Genomic DNA, 18,254 nt, shown 5'->3' with positions numbered 1-18,254 from the left:
GCCGTCCGCGGACGGCGGGCGGGAAAGGGATGTCGGTGGGTTTCTTCGGTGACTACAGGGCCACGCGCCGCGACGAGCGCGAGCTGGGCGAGGGCGTCTGGCGCCGCGCGCACGACCGCTTCAAGCGGGGCCTCGACCGGTACCACCAGATCCTCGAGTCCGTCCACGATCCCGAGCTGCGCGCCGTCGCCGTGCCCGTGGCCAACGAGCTCGCCGAGCTGCTGCCGCGCGTGCGGGCAGTGTGCACCGAGGCCCACTTCCGGGCGCCCTCGCAGACCCAGGACATCCCGCACTCCACGGACGGCTACCTCTCGGACGTCCACCGCCAGCTCTCCCGGGCGGGCAACTCGATGGCCCAGACCGCGGAGGCCCTGACCATGGCGCGGTTCGCCACGGCGGGCCGGGGGCCGCAGGGCGCCGCAGACCTGGGACCCGGCGCCGCTGGTGCGGGGGTCCACGCCGCGGGTGCTCGAGCGGACGTCGTGGCGCCGGGTGCTCCCGCCGGGACCGACGACGCCGCCGCGCCCTGTCCCGGCGCCACCTCCGGTTCCGCTATCGTCTCGGGCTCCACCGCTGGCCCCGGTTCCGCCCCTGGTCCGGGGGCAGGATCGATCCAGCGCCGATCCGGTGTGGTGGAGGAGTATGTGGCGGCCGCGGAGGAGCTCATGGAGGCGCGCTCGGGGCGCCGCGGCCAGTACTGAGGGGCGCGAGGACTGCTCGGTGCCTGCCACGCAGGGACGCCCGGTCAGAGCGTGCGTGTTCCCGGACAACGGTGTACGGGGCAGAACGAGACCCCGAGGGTATCGAAGCTCTGCCGGTCGAGCCCGACCGGTCGCAGAACCCTCGGGGTCTCTGTGCGTCCCCTGTCGTGGAGCATTGGGCAAGCCAGAGCCGCAACGTCCTGGGTCCATGATATGAAACGCCGTTGTGGCAGGGAAGACCTCGCCGGTCCGTGATGAATCTGCAGCCGAGGGAGCGCCGGGGGCACTGCGCGGGACCGGGAATGATTTACTGGAAGGACCGGGGAGGAGCACTTCCCCGGCCTTTCCGACCAGCGGCGTCGCCCCTGCTCACCGGGTGGAGGCGCGCCGTCCGCCCCGTGCGATGCACCTGCGTGGGGCAGCGGGTCGGATGCCGAGCCGAGCCGAGGAGAGCGATGTCCCAGCGGAGCCCGAAAGCCGCCCAGAGGCCCGAACGGCCCGATGACGGCACCCTGGCTCGGGAGGGGCTCAGTTCCGGGCAGGTCTCCGAACGCGTGGAGCTCGGGCTGACGAACGCGCAGCCGGACACCACGTCCCGCAGCCTGTGGGCGATCATCCGCACCCACCTGTTCACCCTGTTCAACCTGGTGCTGGGGCTGTGCGGCGCCGTGATCGTGATGCTGGGCCGCTGGCTGGACCTGCTCTTCCTCGTGGCCGCCGTGAGCAACGTGGTGATCGGCTTCGTGCAGGAGTTCTCCGCGAAGCGCCAGCTCGACAAGATCGCGCTGCTGCGCCGTGACCCCGCCGCCGTGCGCCGGGACGGGGAGGCCGTCAAGATCCCGCTGGAGGACATCGTCCTGGACGACGTCCTGCTGCTCTCCCGCGGCGACCAGGTGCCCGCGGACGCGCAGGTGCTGGAGTCGGACGGCCTGGACATCGACGAGTCCCTGCTCACCGGCGAGAACGACCCCGTGGTCAAGCAGCCCGGGGACAAGGTCTTCTCCGCCTCCAGCGTGACGAGCGGTTCCGGCACCGTGCGGGTCACCGCCGTGGGAGGCAAGTCCCACGCCTCGAAGCTCGCCAAGGAGGCCCGCCAGTTCGCGCCCATCCGCTCCGAGCTGCGGGAGTCCCTCGCGCGCGTGGTGCGCTGGCTCACCATTGCCCTCGTGCCCATCATCGCGGTGGTGCTCAACGGCCAGATGGTTGCCGCCGGGGGCTGGGAGCACGCGATCTCGAGCGGGGCCTGGGAGGACGCCCTGGTCGCCTCGGTCTCCTCCGTGGCCTCGATGGTCCCCCAGGGGCTCGCCCTGATGACCACCATCACCTTCGCCGTGGCCGCCGTGAAGCTCGCCCGGCAGGAGGTCCTGATCCAGGAGCAGCCCGCGGTGGAGGTTCTCGCCCGCGTGGACACCGTGTGCTTCGACAAGACCGGGACCCTGACCGAGGGCGGTGTCTCCTTCGACGCCGCACGCAGCCTCGCGCCGTCGACGTCGCCGTCAGGGGCCCGGACCGAGCAGGGCACCGGGGCGGGGAACGGGACCGGGGCGGAAAATGCCGCGACGGCAGAGGTCGGGGCCGACGCCGCGATCCCGACGGACGCCGTCGAACCCTCCCCGGAGGCCGCCGCCGCGCTGGCGTGGTTCGGCGCGGACCCGCACGCGAACCCGACCGCCGCGGCGCTCGCCGGCGGTTTCGAGCACCCCAACCCGCAGGAGCCGGTGGCCGTGCTGGGCTTCTCCTCCGCCAATAGGTTCTCCGGCGTGGAGTTCCCGGACTCCGGGGCGTGGGTGCTGGGTGCGCCGGAGGTGCTGCTCAACGCTTCCGAGCACCGTGAGGCCCGGGAGCACGCGCAGGAGCTGGCCGCCGCCGGGATGCGCACCATGGTGCTCTCCCACGCCGCACACCTGGTCACCGAGGAGGGCGGGGACGGCACCCGCAAGCGCGCCGCGCAGGAGCTGCCGGCGGACCTCGAGCCGCAGCTGCTGCTGACCTTCCGCGAGCAGGTCCGCTCGGACGCCCGCGAGACGCTGGCCTACTTCACCGAGCAGGGGATCGACCTCAAGGTCTTCTCCGGGGACAACCCCGCAACCGTGGCCGCCGCGGCGAAGATGGCGGGCATGGACGTCTCCCAGGGCGCGGTGGACGCGACCCAGCTGCCGGAGGACGGCGAGGAGCTGCACCGCGCGGCCCTCGAGCACAGCGTGTTCGGCCGGGTCTCCCCGCACCAGAAGAAGAACATGGTCCTGGGGCTGCAGGAGAGCGGACGCGTGGTCGCCATGACCGGCGACGGCATCAACGACGCCCTCGCCCTGAAGCACGCGGACCTCGGCATCGCCATGGGCAACGCCGCCCCCGCGACCAAGGCCGTGTCCCGGCTCGTGCTGCTGGACGGCCAGTTCTCGCGGCTGCCGTCCGTGCTCGCGGAGGGCCGGAAGATCATCGCGAACATCGAGCGCGTGACGCACCTGTTCCTCAGCAAGACCGGGTTCGCGGTCTTCATGGGCGTGATCCTGGGCGTGCTCGCCTGGACCTTCCCGTTCCTGCCGCGCCAGTACTCCACCGCGGACTTCCTGATGCTCGGCGCGCCGTCGTTCATCCTGGCCATGCTGCCGAACTCCCGCCGCTACGTCTCCGGCTACCTCAGGCGGGCGCTGCACTTCTCCGTGCCCAGTGCCGTGATCGTGGCGCTGTCCGTGGTGGGCCTCAACCTCTACGAGCGCACCCTGGACCCCGCGCAGAGCACGCGCGCGTTCCAGACCGCGAGCTTCCTGGTGCTGGTGCTTGTGGGGCTGTGGATCCTGTGCGTGGGATCGCGCCCGCTCACCAAGATCCGTCTGGCGCTGGTCGTGGCCATGTACGTGGGTCTCGTGCTGGTCCTGGTGGTCCCGCTGTCCCTGATGTACCACCAGTTCGAGCTGCCCCACCCGTCGCTGCTGTGGGCCTCCCTGGCGGTGGCACTCGCGGGCTCCGTGCTCGTGGAGATCAACTTCCGCGTGCACACCCGCTGGCTGCGGCGCACGCAGCCCGAGGCCTACGAGGCGGCCGCGCGAGCCGAGTGACGAGCGCGAGTGGAGCGACTCGCGCACTGGAGGGGACGACGACGCCGCGGCGGTGCCCCGTCGTCCCCTCCGGTGCTTTCGGAGGCAGCCGGGGAGGGCGACGCGACCACGACCACCTCTCGCCCCCCCGGTCCCGTCGGGTGACCCGGGTGGACAACGCCACCGCGGCCACCCGTGACCCTGACTCGTCCCCGCGCTCCCGGTCGCTGGTGCTGGCGCGTGTCCCCGGCGCAGGTGCGCATGCCGGGGGGGGGCACCTCCCGAACACGGCAAGAGCCCCGTCACCAACGGTGACGGGGCTCTTGTTCGATGCGGAGCCGCCTGCCGGAATCGAACCGGCGACCTATTCATTACGAGTGAATCGCTCTACCGACTGAGCTAAGGCGGCGTGACCGGGGCGCGAAGACCCCAGATGCACGCCGAAACAGTATCAGATGGCGGCGGCGCTCCACCAATCAGCCGCGGGCGGTCGGGGCAGGAAGCCGGCTGCCTGCTGGACGGTCAGCCCGTGTCCGGGAGGCGGTCAGCCGGCGTCGCAGACCGTGCCGTCGTCAGGCAGGGTGCCTTTCTGAAGGTAGTCGTCCACGGCGCGGGCCACGCACGTGCTGCCGGAGGTGTAGGCCGTGTGCCCGTAGCCCTCGTGGGAAAGCAGCCGGGCGTCGCCGAGCTGGCCGGTGAGGGACTTCGCCCACGCGTAGGGGGTGGCGGGGTCGTGGGTGGTGCCCACGACGAGTGCGGAGGTGTCGAGGTCCGCGTGGTAGTCGGCGATGCGTTCCACCGGGCGGTCCGGCCAGCCCTGGCACGACGCCGCACCGTAGCCCAGGTAGGGGCCGAACGTGGGGGCCTTCTCGGTCATCTGCTGCGCGGCCTCCTTCATCTGCGCGTCGCTCACCCGGGCCGGGTCCGCGTCCAGGCACGTCACCGCGGTGAACGCCATGGACACGTTGCTCGTGTACTTCCCGGAGGAGTCGCGTCCGTGGTTGGAGTCCGAGAACCCCATGAGGGTGTCGTAGTGCCCGTCGAACGCCTCCTTCAGTGCGCTGTTGAGCTGTGCGTACCCCGTGGTTGAGTAGAGGGGCACCAGGATGCCCTCGAGCGCGTTGGTCGCCGTGAGGGTGCGCCCGTCCGAGACGGTCACGTGCCCCTGGGCGACCTTGCGCAGCATGTCCTGGATCGCGGTCATGCCCTCGTCCACGCTGCTGCCGGCCACGGCGCAGCCGCGGGTGTTCGCCTGGCAGTCGGCCACGAAGTGGCGCAGGTTGTCCTCGAAGCCCTCGGCCTGGGCGAGCGTGGCGGCGCGCTCGCCGAGCGTGGGGTCCACGGCGCCGTCGAGCACCATGCGCCCGGTGCGCCGCGGGAAGAGGTGCGCGTAGGTGGCACCGATCTCCGTGCCGTAGGAGAAGCCCAGGTAGTGCGTCACCGGCTGCTGCAGCACGGCGCGAATGACGTCCAGGTCACGAGCGACGCTCTGTGTGTCCATGTGCGAGACCACGGCCGACGACTTCTCGTGGCACTTCTCGCCGATCTTCCGGGAGCTGGCTCGCACCTCCTCGAGGCTCTGCTTCGCGGGGTCGAACGCAGGCTCCTGCCGCCACTCGTCCTGCTCCCTGTCCGAGAGGCAGCGGATGCCGTCCGAGCGGTCCACGCCCCGGGGGTCGAAGCCCACGAGGTCGTAGGCCTTGCGGGTCTGCTGGGACGTGAAGTAGTCCGTGGAGGCCATCATGTCCACGCCGGAGCCGCCGGGCCCGCCCGGGTTGAGGAACAGGGTGCCCTCGGGCGAGGACCCCGAGGCCTTCAGCCGCGCGATCTCCACGTGGGTGTCCCCGGCGGACGGGTCCGCGTAGTCCACGGGCACGGTGACCTTCGCGCACTGCACCGTCTCCGGCAGGTCCTGACCGCCGGTGGTCTTCCCGCACCCGGTCCAGTCCAGCGACTGCGTGTAGTACCCCTGCAGGGCGGGGTCACCGCTCGCCGTGACGTCCGGGTCCGCGGAGCCGGACGCGTTGCCGGATGTCGAGGAGCCACCGCCGGAGCAGCCGGTGAGAGCCAGGGCGAGAGTGCCGAGCACGACCAGGGCACGGCGGGATCGGGTGTTCTTCACGGGGGCCTCTCGGAAGGGGGGGCAGGGCTCAGACGATGGAGACCATCATGGACTCGAACGCGAGCTGCGCACTCACGTTCGTGCGGATGCGCTGGCGCGTCTCGCTGATCACGTCGATCCTGTGCAGCGTCTGCTCCGCCGCGGAGTTGGTCGCGTAGCCCCGGATCTGCTCCTCGAGGTGACCGTTGACGAGTGCCACCCCGGTGCCGAGCTGCACGCTCAGCACGTCCCGGTAGAACGTGGTCAGGTCGATCAGGAAGCGGTCGAGGGTGTCCGTCTGGATGCGGCGGGATCGGCGTTTCTGATCCGCTTCCAAACGGTTCAGCGCGCCGCGGATGGCCGGTGGTACGCGACCGGTCTCCGGAGCCCCCATGGACACGAGCAGCTGGGCGCGCTCCTCGTCGTTGCGGGCCTCCGCGTCTGCCGCGGACTCGTCCACGGCCAGGCGGTGCAGCCGGTCCGCGGCCCGGACGGCCTGGGTCACCCCGTGCATGGACAGCGGCAGGGACACGACCTCCTGGCGGCGTGTGCGGGCGTCGTCGTACAGGGCGAGCCGGGTGGCCACGCCCACGTGGCACTGGGCCAGACGCGCGCACTGCTCGGCTCGCTGCTGGGGCACGCCGTGGCGCGCGACGAGCAGCGCCGCGACGTCCTCGGGGGACGGTACCTTCAGGGTCACCGCGCGGCAGCGCGAGCGGATGGTGACGAGCACGTCCATGGGGGAGGGCGCGCACAGCAGCCAGATGGTGTGCGGTGGCGGCTCCTCGATGCTCTTGAGCATCACGTTAGAGGTCCGCTCCGTCATGCGGTCCGCGTCCTCGACGATCATGATCCGCCACGAGCCCACGGACGGGCGGTCCTGGGCCTTGACGACGAGCCCCCGGGCCTCCTCGATGCTGATCTGCGGGTTCTCGGTCACGAAGTTGGTGACGTCCGCGTGGGTGCCGGCGAACGCGGTGCGGCACGCGTGGCACTGCCCGCACCCGGTGCCGCGCTCGCACAGCAGGGCGGCGGCCAGGGCCCGGGCCGCGGTGGAGCGCCCGGAGCCGGGCGGGCCGGTGAACAGCCAGGCGTGGGTGGGGTCGTTGTCGCGCGCGGCGCGCTGCAGCTGCTCGACCACGCGCGGCTGCCCCACCACCTCGTCCCACACGCTCATCGGGTCACGTCCTCGGAGGGGGCGCCGTGAGACTCGGAAGGGGCCGCGTGGGAGAGGCCCGGACGGGCACCGGGCGAGGATGCGGACGCGGGGGAGGACGACGACGCCGCGGGCGCCGTGAGCGCCAGGGCCCGCTCTGCCACGGTGCGGGTGATCTGCTCGGCCGGGAGGGCGGCGTCGAGCACGAGGTAGCGCTCGGGCGAGCGCGCCGCGAGCTCCCGGAAGGTGGCGTTGACGGCCCGGTGGAAGGCCCCGGCCTCGGACTCCATGCGGTCCTCCGGCAGCCCTCGCCGGGCGCGGCGCGACTCGGCGGTGTCCTGGTCCACGTCCAGCACCACCGTGAGGTCGGGAACGAGGCCCTGCAGCGCCCACTCGTTCAGCGCGAGCACGCTGTCCACGCCGAGCCCGCGGCCGGTTCCCTGGTAGGCGGCGGAGGAGTCCACGAAGCGGTCGCTGACCACGACCTCCCCGCGCTGCAGCGCGGGGCGGATCAGACGGGTCACGTGGTCCGCGCGGGCGGAGGCGAAGAGCAGCGCCTCGGTCTGCGCGGACACGGGGGTGTGGCAGGGATCGAGGACGAGCGCGCGCACGGCCTCCGCGAGGGGCGTGCCGCCGGGTTCGCGGGTGCACGTGACCGTGCGTCCGGCCGCGCGCAGGGCACGGGCGAGGGCCTGGACCTGGGTGGACTTCCCCGCGCCGTCACCGCCTTCGAACACGATGAGTGCGCCGCGCGTTGTCTGTTTCACGCCCACCACTGTAGCGAGGCCCGCCGACACGCAGAGGCCGCCTCCGAACCGGGGGAGGGCGGAACGCACGGCGGCCCCCGGACGGGGCCGGATAGGGTGGGGAGCATGCGAAAAGACACTGTGGTGGTCGCCGGCGGGCGTCCGGGACACGAGCACGACGCCCCCGTGAACCCACCGGTGGTGCTGACCTCCACGTACCGCGGGGTGGGAGAGGTCGCGGACACGGACCGCTCGTACGCCCGCCAGACGAACCCCACGTGGGAGGCCTTCGAGGAGGTCCTCGCGGATCTGGAGGAGTCCCCGTGCCCGGCGCTCGCGTACGCCTCGGGGCTCGCCGCGATCACCGCCGCGCTGACGCTCGTGCCGGTGGGCGGCACCCTCGTGCTGCCGCGCCACAGCTACCAGGGCAGCGCGCAGCTCGCGCGGGCCTGGGAGCAGCGCGGGATCTTCACCGTGCGCACCGTGGACATCGCGGACACGCAGCAGACGCTGGCGGCCCTCGACGGCGCGGACGTGCTGTGGGTCGAGAGCCCCACCAACCCCATGCTGGAGGTCGCGGACCTGCCGGCCCTGATCGCCGGCGCGCGGGAGAAGGGTGTGCTCACGTGCGTGGACAACACCTTCGCCACGCCGCTGCTGCAGCGCCCGCTCACGCTGGGGGCGGATCTCGTGGTGCACTCCGCGACCAAGTACATCGCCGGCCACTCGGACGTCCTGATGGGCGCGGTGCTGTGCGCCACGCCTGAGCTGCGCACGCGGCTGCACGCGCAGCGCACCCTCGAGGGCGCCGTCCCCGGGCCGTTCGAGGCGTGGCTCGCACTGCGCGGGGTCCGCACGCTCGCGCTGCGTGTGGAACGCTCCATGGCCAGTGCCGCCGAGCTCGCACGCCGCCTCGAGGCCCATCCGGCGGTGGCGACCGTCCTGTACCCGGGGCTGCCCGGGGATCCCGGTCACGGGCGCGCCGCGGCGCAGATGAGCGGCGGTTTCGGCTCCGTGATCTCCGTGGTGCCCCGCGCGGACGCCGCGGCGGTCGAGGACCTCGTCTCGCACCTGCACCTGTGGACCCCGGCCACCTCCCTGGGAGGCGTGGAGTCCCTGATCGAGCGGCGGCGCCGCCACCACGACGAGCCCGCGAGTGTCCCGGAGAGCCTGCTGCGGCTGTCCGTGGGGATCGAGAACGTCGAGGACCTGTGGGAGGACCTGCTGCCCGGACTCGACGCGCTCGCGGATCGGTAGACTGCTCCCGTGACTTCCTACCCCTGGGCCCTGGTACTGGCGAACTACCTGGACTACGCCATCACGCTGCTGGTGGCGGTGCTCGCGCTGGTGGCCGCGCTGGACTGCCTGCGCCGCCAGGCGGTGGAGTTCGAGCGCGCGTGGAAGCGCACCAAGACGTTCTGGCTGGCACTGACCGGCGGCGCCGCCGTGGTCTCCGTCTTCAGCGCGGTCTTCTCCACCATGACCCTGGTGAGCATCGGGGTTCCGGGCACCGGCTCGCTGATCCTCATGCTCGTGGCGGCCACGATCGCCGGTGTGTACCTCGCGGACGTGCGCCCCGCGGTCGGCGGGCCCTCCAGGAATCCTCGCCGCTGGTGACGCAACGCTCCGTTCCGGGGCCGGGCCGGGAGGATCACCCGGGACTCAGCCGGGGACGACGACGCCGCGCGGCGCCACGGCCTCCCACGGCACGGTGAGCTCGCCGAGCCGCCACCGCCGTGGCCCGTGCAGCACGGGCCACCCGGAGGCCCTCAGCTCCCGGCACGTCGCCATCCACCGGTGGCGGGGTCCGAACGGCGAGAGCGGGGCACTGGCCCGCCAGGCGGCGTCGGCCGCGGCGAGGAACTCGTGCACCGGCTCGTCGGCCACGTTGCGATGGATCAGGATCTTGGGCAGCCGGGCGGCCACCTCCGAGGGCGTCTCGTAGCTGCCCGGTCGCAGGCTCACCGTGAACGTCCGCGGCCCGCGCCCGTCCAGGCACAGCCACGTGGCCAGCCGGCCGATCTCGTCGCACGTCCCGTCCATCAGCACCCCGCCCGGCGCGAGCCGTGCGCACGCGAGCTGCCACGCTGCCGGGACCTCCTCCACGGGGTACTGCCGCAGCACGTTGAACGCCCGCACGAACACCGGGCGGCGCTCGCCGGTGGGGATCTCGAATCCGCCGCGCCGGAAGTCGAGCCCCGGGCCGGCGTGGACCCGGGCGGCGTCGACCCGCTCCGGGTCGATCTCCACGCCCACGATCTCCACGTCCCGCCGCACGGTGCGGGCGCGCCGCAGCAGCTCCACCGTGGTCACGGGTGCCGCACCGAAGCCGAGGTCCACGAGCAGCGGGTCCGCGGCGCGGCGCAGCAGCGGAGCCAGGACGCCGGTGAGGTAGCGGTCCGCCCGGCGCAACCGGTTCGGGTTGGTGGTTCCCCGGGTGATGGACCCCACGGGGCGGGACTGGGCTGGCACACGGACACTGTACTGTCAGCGCCCGGACGAGTGCGCGACACCCGTTCCGCCCGCGCGCCCGTGGTGGGACAATGGGGTCATGGCTAACGATTCGACGACCCACAAGCTCATCCTCCTGCGCCACGGACAGTCCGTGTGGAACGAGAAGAACCTCTTCACCGGCTGGGTAGATGTCCCGCTCACGGACCAGGGCCGTGCCGAGGCCACGCGCGGCGGTGAACTCATCGCGGAGAACGACCTGCTGCCGGACGTGGTCCACACGTCCCTGCTGCGCCGGGCCATTAACACGGCCAACCTGGCGCTCGACGCCGCGGACCGCCTCTGGATCCCGGTCAAGCGCTCGTGGCGTCTGAACGAGCGCCACTACGGTGCGCTGCAGGGCAAGAACAAGGCGGAGATCCGCGAGGAGTACGGCGAGGAGCAGTTCATGACCTGGCGCCGTTCCTACGACACGCCCCCGCCCGCCATCGACGACTCCTCCGAGTGGTCGCAGGCCGGGGACCCGCGCTACGCGGACGTCGCGGACCTGCCCCGCACGGAGTGCCTCAAGGACGTCCTCGAGCGCTTCCTGCCCTACTGGGACGAGCAGATCGTGCCGGACCTCAAGGCCGGCAAGACGGTTCTCGTGGCCGCCCACGGCAACTCGCTGCGAGCGCTCGTGAAGCACCTGGACGGCATCTCGGACGACGACATCGCCGGGCTGAACATCCCCACGGGCATCCCGCTGTTCTACGAGCTGGACCAGAACTTCAAGCCCGTCACCGCCGGTGGCCGCTACCTGGACCCGGACGCCGCCGCGGAGTCCATCAAGGCCGTGGCGAACCAGGGCAAGAAGTAGTCGTCACGCCCCGTGCAGAAGGCCCCCGTCACCACTCGGTGACGGGGGCCTTCTGTGTGGGGCCGCGAAATCACTCGCCGGCGTCGGCGCCGATGTGGCCGTGGCCGGTGGGGCGGTTCTCGGTCGCGGGGGCCCAGTCGCCGGTGACCAGGTAGGAGACCTTGCGTGCCACGGAGACGCCGTGGTCGCCGATCCGCTCGAGGTAGCGCGAGGCCAGGGTGACGTCCACGGCGGTGGGCACGGAGGAGTCCCAGTCCGGGGCGGCGAGCATCTCGAAGACCTGCTGGTGCTTGACGTTGAGCTCCGACTTCAGGGCGAAGATCTCGTCCGTCTCACTGATGTCCCGGTCCTCCAGCACGGTGATCACGCGCGCGATCAGCTTGAGGTCGATCTCGAACATCTGGTCGAAGTGGCTGCTCATGGACTCCGGCAGCACCGGCTCCGGGAAGCGCAGGCGGGCCAGCTGGGCCAGGTGCCGGGCGAGGTCGCCCATGCGCTCGAGCGAGGCGCTCATGCGCAGCGCACCCACGATCATGCGCAGGTCGGAGGCCACGGGGGACTGCAGGGCCAGGATGTCGATCGAGCGCTCGTCCAGGTCGTTCTGCAGGAAGTCGATGCGGGCGTCGTTGGAGATGACCTCCTCGGCCACCTGGATGTCCGCGTCGAGGAACGCCGTGCGGGCGCTGCCCAGGGCCTCCTGCACGAGCGTGGCGATCTGGATCAGCTCTTCACCGACCTGGTGGAGTTCGGCCTGGAAAACCTTGCGCACAGGGGGTCCTTTCGTTCACGGCAATTCTTGGTCCCGTAGCTTACGCGTCCGGAACGGCCCGGCTGCCACCGGGGAGGCGGCACGAGAATTCGCACAGGCCCGTCCAGGCTCACAGGCGGGAGTGAACGAACCGCCATGCTCGGGTGAACGTTGGCTGAACCACCTGCACCGGGGTCCCGTTCCGGGCTCCGTACGGTGTCGCGGCGTCTAAGCTGGCACCGTGAGCGAGACGACGATTGCCCTGCTGGCCGGGTTCATCGGCTTCCTGCTCGGCATCAGCGGACTGATCGCCGTGCGGGCGAGCCAGCGGCGTCGTCATTCGTTCGCGGACGTCCAGGAGCCCACGCTGCCGGAGGGCACCGCGGAGATCCTCGCGGCGCTCGGCCTCGCGTACGTGGTGGTCGACGGCGTCGACGGCGTGGTGAAGGCCTCGCCCGCCGCGTACGCCTATGGGTTGGTGCGCGGGCACACCGTGGTCCACGACGAGCTGCTGGAGCTGGTGCGCAGCACCCGGCGCAACGGGATCGTGGAGGAGAAGCGCCTGGAGCTCTCGCGCGGTCAGCTGCAGCGCGGATCCATCGTGCTGGACGTGCGCGTGGTGACGATCGCGGACGAGTACATCCTGCTGCTCGCGGACGACCAGACCGAGATCGTGCGCGCCCAGTCCATCCGCAACGACTTCGTGGCCAACGTCTCCCACGAGCTCAAGACCCCGGTGGGTGCCATCAGCCTGCTCTCCGAGGCCATCGAGGACGCCGCCGCGGACCAGGAGGCCGTGCGGCACTTCGCGGCGAGCTTGCACCGCGAGTCCGCCCGGCTCAGTGCGCTCGTGCAGGACATCATCGAGCTCTCGCGCCTGCAGGGCACGGACGTCGTGGCCGAGGGAACCGCGGTGGACATGAACCGGGCCGTGCACGAGGCCGTGGACCGCAGCCGCCTGGCCGCGGAGAGCAAGAACATCTCCATCAAGTTCGGCGGCAGCGTGCGGACGCCCGTGTTCGGTGACCCGGACATGCTCGTCACGGCGGTTCGCAACCTGATCGACAACGCCGTGCGCTACTCGCCGGAGGACACCCGCGTGGGCGTGGGGCTGCGGGAGCGTGGCGGGATGGTGCAGGTCACCGTCACGGACCAGGGCCCCGGCATCTCCGAGGCAGAGCAGGACAGGATCTTCGAGCGCTTCTACCGGGTGGACAGCGCGCGCTCGCGCCAGACCGGAGGTACCGGGCTCGGGCTGAGCATCGTCAAGCACGTCATGGCGCAGCACGGTGGTGAGGTCTCGGTGTGGTCGCAGCCCGGCCGCGGCTCGACCTTCACGCTGCTGCTTCCGCCCATGGACGATCCCGAGGAGCACCAGGACCCCGTACCGGCCGGTGGCGGGCGTCGCACCGAACGAGCGGAGGAAGGCGCGTGACCCGGATACTCATGGTGGAGGACGAGGAGTCCCTGAGCGACCCCCTGGCATATCTGCTGGGGCGCGAGGGCTTCGACGTGAGCGTGGTCGCGGACGGGATCAGCGCCGTTGCCGAGTTCGACAGGGCCGGAGCGGACCTCGTGCTCCTGGACCTCATGCTTCCCGGCCAGTCCGGCACGGAGGTGTGCCGGCAGCTGCGGCAGCGCTCCAGCGTGCCCATCATCATGCTCACGGCCAAGGACGCGGAGATCGACAAGGTCGTGGGCCTCGAGCTCGGCGCGGACGACTACGTGACCAAGCCCTACTCCTCCCGGGAGCTCGTGGCCCGTATCAGGGCAGTGCTGCGACGCCGCGCCGAGCCGGAGGAGCTGCTCGCTGGCACCGTCTCGGCAGGACCGGTCCGCATGGACGTGGAGCGCCACGTGGTGCACGTGGGCGCCGAGACCGTGGCCATGCCGCTGAAGGAGTTCGAGCTGCTCGAGATGCTGCTGCGCAACGCCGGGCGGGTGCTCACCCGCGGCCAGCTCATCGACCGCGTGTGGGGTTCCGACTACGTGGGGGACACCAAGACCCTGGACGTGCACGTCAAGCGGCTGCGCTCCAAGATCGAGCCGGACCCCTCCACCCCGCGGCACATCGTCACGGTGCGGGGGCTGGGGTACAAGTTCGAACCCTGAGAAGAGCCCCCGGGAGGAAGACCCCTGGGCGCAGGGTCCGTCCCGTGGCATCCGGTGGTCTGGTCACCCGGCGCGCAGCAGCCGCGAGCCGCGAGCCGCGCAACGACACACGCAAGAGGACCGCATCCCGAAGCTCGGGGTGCGGTCCTCTTCGTCGTCCCGGGTGAGGAGCGTGTGGGTCGGTCAGTGGCCGCACTCGGCCTTCTCTGCGTTGGGAGTGTTGGAGGGGTTCGCCGGGGTGGAGGGCACGCCGCCGGGCATGAAGCTCGCGTAGTACGGGAAGGTGTAGTCCAGCACCGGCACGGAGACGGTCTGGTCCTTGTCCTCGGCGCGGAAGGTGGTGTTGACCATCAGTCCCGGTTTCGCACCGGCGCGCTGGAGCAGCACCGGCTCGGACTTCTCGAGGACGACCTCTTTGTTGGCGGGGACGTCGATCTTCACAGTGGAGCCGTCCGCGTCCATGGTCAGGGTCTGGTCGGAGTCGTCGTTGTTGATGACGGTGCCGAGCACGCGGCCCTCGGAATCGGCGTCCTTGGCGACCACCAGGACGTTGCGCAGCTGCAGGTCGCCCAGGTCCATCTGGATGCCGTCCGCCGGGGCGAAGCTGTCCGTGGTGGCCTGCGGGCTGATGTACGCGCAACCGCTCACGCCGGTGAGGACTGCAAGCGCTGCCGCACCCAGTCCGAGCTGCTGCAACTTCTTGTGGGCGGCGTTCTTCACGGCACGAACTCCTCGGGCTCTCTGACATGGTGTGGAAACGTGTGGTCAGTCTATCGGTTTGGCCACGGATCGTCTGCATCCTGCCGTCCTCCGTGGCGCGTCCACCGCGGCGTGGGGCCCGGCGGCGCGGGCAGGTGGGGTGCGGGGAGGGCTCCCGGGCACAGAGTGGCGAATCATACACCGTGGTAGACTTGGTGGGCTGAAAGGGGTTTGTGCATGGTATTTGAGGTTGGCGAAACGGTTGTCTATCCGCACCACGGTGCCGCAACCATCGAGGAGATCAAGACTCGCACCATCAAGGGCGAGGAGAAGATGTATCTCCGGCTCAAGGTGACCCAGGGCGACCTGATGATCGAGGTCCCCGCGGAGAACGTGGATCTCGTGGGAGTCCGTGACGTCGTGGACGAGGACGGGCTCAAGGAAGTCATCGCGGTCCTGCAGGCCCAGGACGCGGAGGAGGCCTCCAACTGGTCCCGCCGCTACAAGGCCAACCTCGAGAAGCTGGCCTCCGGCGACGTTCTCAAGGTCGCGGAGGTCGTCCGTGACCTCTGGCGTCGCGACCGCGGCAAGGGACTCTCCGCCGGCGAGAAGCGCATGCTGACCAAGGCCCGCCAAATCCTCACCTCCGAGCTGGCGCTGGCCAAGAAGATCGACGAGGAAGAGGCGGAGAAGCGCCTGGACGACATCCTGTCCGCGGCCTGAGCACCGTTTTCCACCCGATGAACCACCCTGACGTTGCGAGCCCGTCCCCCGCGGACGGGCTCGCCGTCGTTGTCGTGGCGGCGGGTTCCGGCACCCGGCTGGGCTACGGGCTCCCCAAGGCGCTCGTGCCGCTGGCGGGGGAGCCGCTGCTCGCGCACGCGCTGCGCACGGTCCGCGAGGCGCTGCCCGCGGCCGCGGTCCTCGTCACCGTTCCCGCGGCGGACACCGAGCTGACGGCGCTGGCCCGACGCATGGGCGCACGGGCTGTGACGGGCGGGGCCAGCCGCGCGCAGTCCGTCGCCCGCGCCCTCGCCGCGCTGCCCGCCTCCACCGAGCACGTTCTGGTGCACGACGCCGCCCGCTGCCTCACGCCGCCCGCCGTGTTCGCGCGCGTGTTGGCGGCCCTGCGGGAGGGGGCGCGCGCGGTCGTCCCGGTCACCCCCGTCACGGACACGATCCGCCGTGCGGACGCCGAGGGTCGTAGCACCGGGACCGTGGACCGCTCGGTCCTGCGCGGCGTGCAGACCCCGCAGGGCTTCGACGCCGCGCTGCTGCGGCGCGTGAACCGTGCCGCGGGCCTGCTCCCGCACGAATCCGCCGGTGCCGACGACGCCGCCCTCTCAGCTTCCGCCGGGGACACGGCGGCCACCGGGGGGACGGGAGCCGCAGGGAGCTCCGCTTCCGCAAGCGGCACCGACCCCGAGGGCATCACCGACGACGCCAGCCTCGTGGAGCACCACGCACCCGAGCACCCGGTGCGCTTCGTCGACGGGGACGAGGAGTCCTTCAAGGTCACCCGGCCCCTGGACCTCGTGCTCGCCCGCGCCGTGGTGGACTCCCGCGCCGGCCGGGCAGAATGAGCGCATGACGGATTCCCACGAGCACTCCTTCCCGCTTCCCCTCACCGGTATCGGAGTGGACGTCCACGCCTTCGGTCCCGAGAGCACTCCGCTGTGGCTCGCGGGCCTGCTGTGGCCCGGTGAACGCGGGCTGAGCGGGCACTCGGACGGCGACGTCGTGGCGCATGCCGCCGCGGACGCCCTGTTCTCCGCGGCGGGCGTGGGGGACCTCGGTGCCCACTTCGGCACGGACCGTCCGGAGATGGTGGGAGCGTCCGGGACACGGATCCTCGCGGAGGCCGTGCGGATCATCGGCGCGGCCGGCTACCGCGTGGGCAACGTGTCCGTGCAGCTCGTGGGCAACCGGCCCAAGTTCGCCCCGCGGCGGGAGGAGGCCGCGGCGGTGCTCTCCGAGGCCGCCGGGGCTCCCGTGCACCTGAGCGCCACCACCACGGACGCCCTGGGCCTGACCGGCCGGGGGGAGGGGGTCGCGGCCATCGCCACGGCGCTCGTCGTCCCCGTCTGACGCCGGAACGGGCGGGGCCCGCGGGACGCCCCGCGGCGGCGTCGTCGGGGCCCGCCGCTAGACTGGAACGGTGACTCTGCGCTTCTACGACACCGCGTCCGCGACCACCAAGGACTTCGTCCCCGTCCACCCCGGTGAGGCGGGTCTCTACTACTGCGGCGCCACGGTGCAGGGCGCGCCGCACATCGGCCACGTGCGCTCGGCGCTCGTGTTCGACGTCCTGGCCCGGTGGCTGCGCTTCCGCGGCTACCGCGTGACCACGGTGCGCAACGTCACGGACATCGACGACAAGATCCTGGCGAACTCCCTGGCCTCGTTCGGGCAGGACTACGAGGGGGAGCACCCGCTCGAGCAGTGGTGGGCGCTCGCCTACCGGTTCGAGGGGGTCTTCGGGCGGGCCTACGCGGCCCTCGGCATCGACCGCCCCACGTACGAGCCGCGCGCCACGGGCCACGTACCGGAGATGCACGCCCTGATCCAGGAGCTGATCGACGCCGGCCACGCGTACCCGGCCCTCGACGACTCCGGGGACGTCTACTTCGACGTCCGCTCGTGGCCCCGCTACGGGGAGCTCACGCGCCAGCGGGTCGAGGACATGCAGGACGCCCCGGACGCCGATCCCCGCGGCAAGCGGGACCCCCGGGACTTCGCCCTGTGGAAGGGGCACAAGGAGGGCGAGCCCCTCACGGCCTCGTGGGACTCCCCCTGGGGCCGCGGCCGTCCCGGCTGGCACCTGGAGTGCTCGGCGATGGCACACAAGTACCTGGGTGCGCACTTCGACATCCACGGCGGCGGCCTGGACCTGCGCTTCCCGCACCACGAGAACGAGCTCGCCCAGTCCACGGCGGCCGGCCGCGAGTTCGCCAACTTCTGGCTGCACAACGGCCTCGTGACCTACCAGGGCGAGAAGATGTCCAAGTCCATCGGCAACACGGTCTCCCCGGAGGCCATGCTCGAGCAGGCTCGTCCGCTCGCCGTGCGCTACTACCTGGGCCAGGCCCACTACCGTTCCGTGCTGGACTACCGGCCCACCTCCCTGCAGGAGGCCACCGCGGCCGTGGAGCGCGTGGAGGCCGCACTGGTCTCCGCCACCCGCGCCGGGCTGGACCTCGCATGGACCCCGCAGGACGTCCCGGCGGACTTCGCGGCAGCCATGGACGACGACCTCAACGTGCCCCGCGCGCTCGCGAGCCTGCACGAGACCGTGCGCGCGGCGAACACGGCGCTCACGGGCCCGGACCCGGCGTCGGCGCGGCCCGCCGTCGCCGCGATCGCCGGCATGAGCGAGGTGCTCGGCCTGCTGCCCCTGATGGACCTGCACGGCTCCCAGGACGCGGGCGGGGCGGAGCACACGGCCCTGGACGCCCTCGTCCGGGACCTGCTCGCCCAGCGCGCGGCCGCGCGGGCCGCCAAGGACTGGGCGCTCGCGGACACGATCCGGGACCGCCTGGCCGCCGCCGGCGTCGTCGTGAAGGACGGCGCCCAGGGTGCGGAGTGGTCCGTGGGTTCGTGACCCTGACCTAAACTGGAGCGAGATCGCCGACCACCCCGGGGC

At 71.7% G+C, this 18,254-nt stretch carries 17 protein-coding genes and 1 tRNA gene; 11 read left to right on the top strand and 7 right to left on the bottom strand.

The window, feature by feature from the left end:
- Positions 1–29 precede the first annotated feature (29 nt).
- Entirely contained in the window at positions 30–701 is a 672-nt protein-coding gene (locus KVA01_RS13175) for a hypothetical protein (RefSeq protein WP_068470484.1), read from the top strand.
- 455 nt (positions 702–1,156) lie between these two features.
- A complete protein-coding gene (locus KVA01_RS10595; RefSeq protein ID WP_141270202.1) occupies positions 1,157–3,760 on the top strand; it encodes an HAD-IC family P-type ATPase in 2,604 nt (867 codons plus the stop codon).
- A 315-nt stretch (positions 3,761–4,075) separates the two neighbouring features.
- On the opposite strand, the gene KVA01_RS10590 is transcribed toward KVA01_RS10595, so the two are convergent.
- The 4 genes from KVA01_RS10590 to tmk form a co-directional block, all read right to left on the bottom strand.
- A tRNA-Thr gene (locus KVA01_RS10590) sits at positions 4,076–4,148 on the bottom strand.
- Between the two features lie 135 nt (positions 4,149–4,283).
- On the bottom strand, positions 4,284–5,861 hold the full coding sequence (locus KVA01_RS10585; protein ID WP_141270200.1) for an alpha/beta hydrolase: 1,578 nt from the start codon (positions 5,859–5,861) through the stop codon (positions 4,284–4,286).
- Positions 5,862–5,889: 28 nt separating this feature from the next.
- Positions 5,890–7,017, bottom strand: a complete 1,128-nt coding sequence (locus KVA01_RS10580) for a DNA polymerase III subunit delta' (RefSeq protein ID WP_068470490.1) — start codon at positions 7,015–7,017, stop codon at positions 5,890–5,892.
- Entirely contained in the window at positions 7,014–7,763 is a 750-nt protein-coding gene (gene tmk, locus KVA01_RS10575; RefSeq protein ID WP_068470526.1) for a dTMP kinase, read from the bottom strand. The genes KVA01_RS10580 and tmk overlap by 4 nt, the downstream gene beginning before the upstream one ends.
- Before the next feature lie 105 nt (positions 7,764–7,868).
- Here tmk and KVA01_RS10570 point away from each other — a divergent pair, with 105 nt between their 5' ends.
- Positions 7,869–8,999 (top strand): trans-sulfuration enzyme family protein, encoded by a 1,131-nt coding sequence (locus KVA01_RS10570; RefSeq protein WP_068470492.1) that lies wholly within the window; start codon positions 7,869–7,871, stop codon positions 8,997–8,999.
- A 9-nt stretch (positions 9,000–9,008) separates the two neighbouring features.
- On the top strand, positions 9,009–9,359 hold the full coding sequence (locus tag KVA01_RS10565; protein ID WP_068470494.1) for a DUF2516 family protein: 351 nt from the start codon (positions 9,009–9,011) through the stop codon (positions 9,357–9,359).
- 45 nt (positions 9,360–9,404) lie between these two features.
- Here the strand turns inward: KVA01_RS10565 and KVA01_RS10560 are convergent, their stop codons facing one another.
- Positions 9,405–10,214 (bottom strand): class I SAM-dependent methyltransferase, encoded by an 810-nt coding sequence (locus KVA01_RS10560; protein ID WP_141270197.1) that lies wholly within the window; start codon positions 10,212–10,214, stop codon positions 9,405–9,407.
- Positions 10,215–10,293: 79 nt separating this feature from the next.
- Here KVA01_RS10560 and KVA01_RS10555 point away from each other — a divergent pair, with 79 nt between their 5' ends.
- Complete coding sequence (locus KVA01_RS10555) at positions 10,294–11,052, top strand: phosphoglyceromutase (RefSeq protein WP_068470497.1); 759 nt, start codon at positions 10,294–10,296, stop codon at positions 11,050–11,052.
- Positions 11,053–11,122: 70 nt separating this feature from the next.
- On the opposite strand, the gene phoU is transcribed toward KVA01_RS10555, so the two are convergent.
- Positions 11,123–11,821, bottom strand: coding sequence for a phosphate signaling complex protein PhoU (gene phoU, locus KVA01_RS10550; protein ID WP_141270195.1), 699 nt, complete (start codon positions 11,819–11,821; stop codon positions 11,123–11,125).
- Between the two features lie 220 nt (positions 11,822–12,041).
- Between phoU and KVA01_RS10545 the strand changes: the two genes are divergently transcribed.
- Entirely contained in the window at positions 12,042–13,235 is a 1,194-nt protein-coding gene (locus KVA01_RS10545) for a sensor histidine kinase (RefSeq protein ID WP_068470500.1), read from the top strand.
- Complete coding sequence (locus tag KVA01_RS10540) at positions 13,232–13,912, top strand: winged helix-turn-helix domain-containing protein (RefSeq protein ID WP_068470502.1); 681 nt, start codon at positions 13,232–13,234, stop codon at positions 13,910–13,912. The genes KVA01_RS10545 and KVA01_RS10540 overlap by 4 nt, the downstream gene beginning before the upstream one ends.
- Before the next feature lie 183 nt (positions 13,913–14,095).
- On the opposite strand, the gene KVA01_RS10535 is transcribed toward KVA01_RS10540, so the two are convergent.
- On the bottom strand, positions 14,096–14,632 hold the full coding sequence (locus tag KVA01_RS10535) for a hypothetical protein (protein WP_141270193.1): 537 nt from the start codon (positions 14,630–14,632) through the stop codon (positions 14,096–14,098).
- A gap of 216 nt (positions 14,633–14,848) precedes the next feature.
- Here KVA01_RS10535 and KVA01_RS10530 point away from each other — a divergent pair, with 216 nt between their 5' ends.
- The 4 genes from KVA01_RS10530 to cysS all read left to right on the top strand — a co-directional run bounded on the left by KVA01_RS10530 (position 14,849) and on the right by cysS (position 18,212).
- Positions 14,849–15,334, top strand: a complete 486-nt coding sequence (locus tag KVA01_RS10530) for a CarD family transcriptional regulator (RefSeq protein WP_035960700.1) — start codon at positions 14,849–14,851, stop codon at positions 15,332–15,334.
- 17 nt (positions 15,335–15,351) lie between these two features.
- The gene (locus KVA01_RS10525) at positions 15,352–16,194 is read left to right on the top strand and encodes an IspD/TarI family cytidylyltransferase (protein WP_141270191.1); all 843 of its coding nucleotides are present in this window, start codon (positions 15,352–15,354) and stop codon (positions 16,192–16,194) included.
- Positions 16,195–16,198: 4 nt separating this feature from the next.
- Positions 16,199–16,699: a 2-C-methyl-D-erythritol 2,4-cyclodiphosphate synthase gene (gene ispF, locus KVA01_RS10520; protein WP_141270189.1), complete on the top strand. Its 501-nt coding sequence runs from the start codon at positions 16,199–16,201 to the stop codon at positions 16,697–16,699.
- 70 nt (positions 16,700–16,769) lie between these two features.
- Positions 16,770–18,212: a cysteine--tRNA ligase gene (gene cysS, locus KVA01_RS10515; RefSeq protein WP_068470510.1), complete on the top strand. Its 1,443-nt coding sequence runs from the start codon at positions 16,770–16,772 to the stop codon at positions 18,210–18,212.
- Positions 18,213–18,254: the final 42 nt, after the last annotated feature.

Source organism: Kocuria varians (assembly GCF_006539885.1).
GTDB lineage: Bacteria > Actinomycetota > Actinomycetes > Actinomycetales > Micrococcaceae > Kocuria > Kocuria varians.
Note: the sequence above shows the minus strand (reverse complement) of the source record. Positions and strands in the feature narration are given on the sequence as shown.

Excerpts from the sequence above, each read along its gene's own strand:
- KVA01_RS13175 (WP_068470484.1), top strand. The coding sequence starts at position 30 with ATGTCGGTGGGTTTCTTCGGTGACTACAGGGCCACGCGCCGCGACGAG.
- KVA01_RS10595 (WP_141270202.1), top strand. The coding sequence starts at position 1,157 with ATGTCCCAGCGGAGCCCGAAAGCCGCCCAGAGGCCCGAACGGCCCGAT.
- KVA01_RS10580 (WP_068470490.1), bottom strand. The coding sequence starts at position 7,017 with ATGAGCGTGTGGGACGAGGTGGTGGGGCAGCCGCGCGTGGTCGAGCAG.
- KVA01_RS10570 (WP_068470492.1), top strand. The coding sequence starts at position 7,869 with ATGCGAAAAGACACTGTGGTGGTCGCCGGCGGGCGTCCGGGACACGAG.
- KVA01_RS10555 (WP_068470497.1), top strand. The coding sequence starts at position 10,294 with ATGGCTAACGATTCGACGACCCACAAGCTCATCCTCCTGCGCCACGGA.
- KVA01_RS10530 (WP_035960700.1), top strand. The coding sequence starts at position 14,849 with ATGGTATTTGAGGTTGGCGAAACGGTTGTCTATCCGCACCACGGTGCC.
- KVA01_RS10525 (WP_141270191.1), top strand. The coding sequence starts at position 15,352 with ATGAACCACCCTGACGTTGCGAGCCCGTCCCCCGCGGACGGGCTCGCC.
- ispF (WP_141270189.1), top strand. The coding sequence starts at position 16,199 with ATGACGGATTCCCACGAGCACTCCTTCCCGCTTCCCCTCACCGGTATC.